The following is a 266-nucleotide window of genomic DNA, read 5'->3' as shown; positions in this document are numbered from 1 at the left end:
ATGTCCGGCACGGCTGTCGTAAACACACGGCGGCGGTGTTCGTACTCGGCAATGGTCTGGCGATCGTGCACCACCTCGCGGGCATACTCCTCCTCGATCATTCTCAGGGCTTCCTCGGGCGTGTAGCTAAGCGGCGCCCTTTCCCGAAGCATGATCGCGTCGGCGCGGTAGATGCGGTCGATGATATCGCAGCCGGTGAGGATGGAATCGCGCTTCGCCTCGTCGGTAAGCCGCTCCGAATTCAGCCAGGTCATCACCTCTCTCAC

The 266-nt window shown here is 61.7% G+C and carries 1 protein-coding gene; it reads right to left on the bottom strand.

Translation table 11 applies throughout. The annotated features are described in order from the left end of the window. A partial coding sequence (locus ASE56_RS17225) for a hypothetical protein (protein ID WP_162234502.1) occupies positions 1-254 on the bottom strand: 254 nt, incomplete at its 3' end. Positions 255-266 lie beyond the last annotated feature (12 nt).

Source organism: Microbacterium sp. Leaf203 (assembly GCF_001421275.1).
Classification (GTDB): Bacteria; Actinomycetota; Actinomycetes; order Actinomycetales; family Microbacteriaceae; genus Microbacterium; species Microbacterium testaceum_A.
The sequence above is the reverse complement of the archived record's forward strand: the minus strand, read 5'-3'. Positions and strand labels throughout refer to the sequence as shown.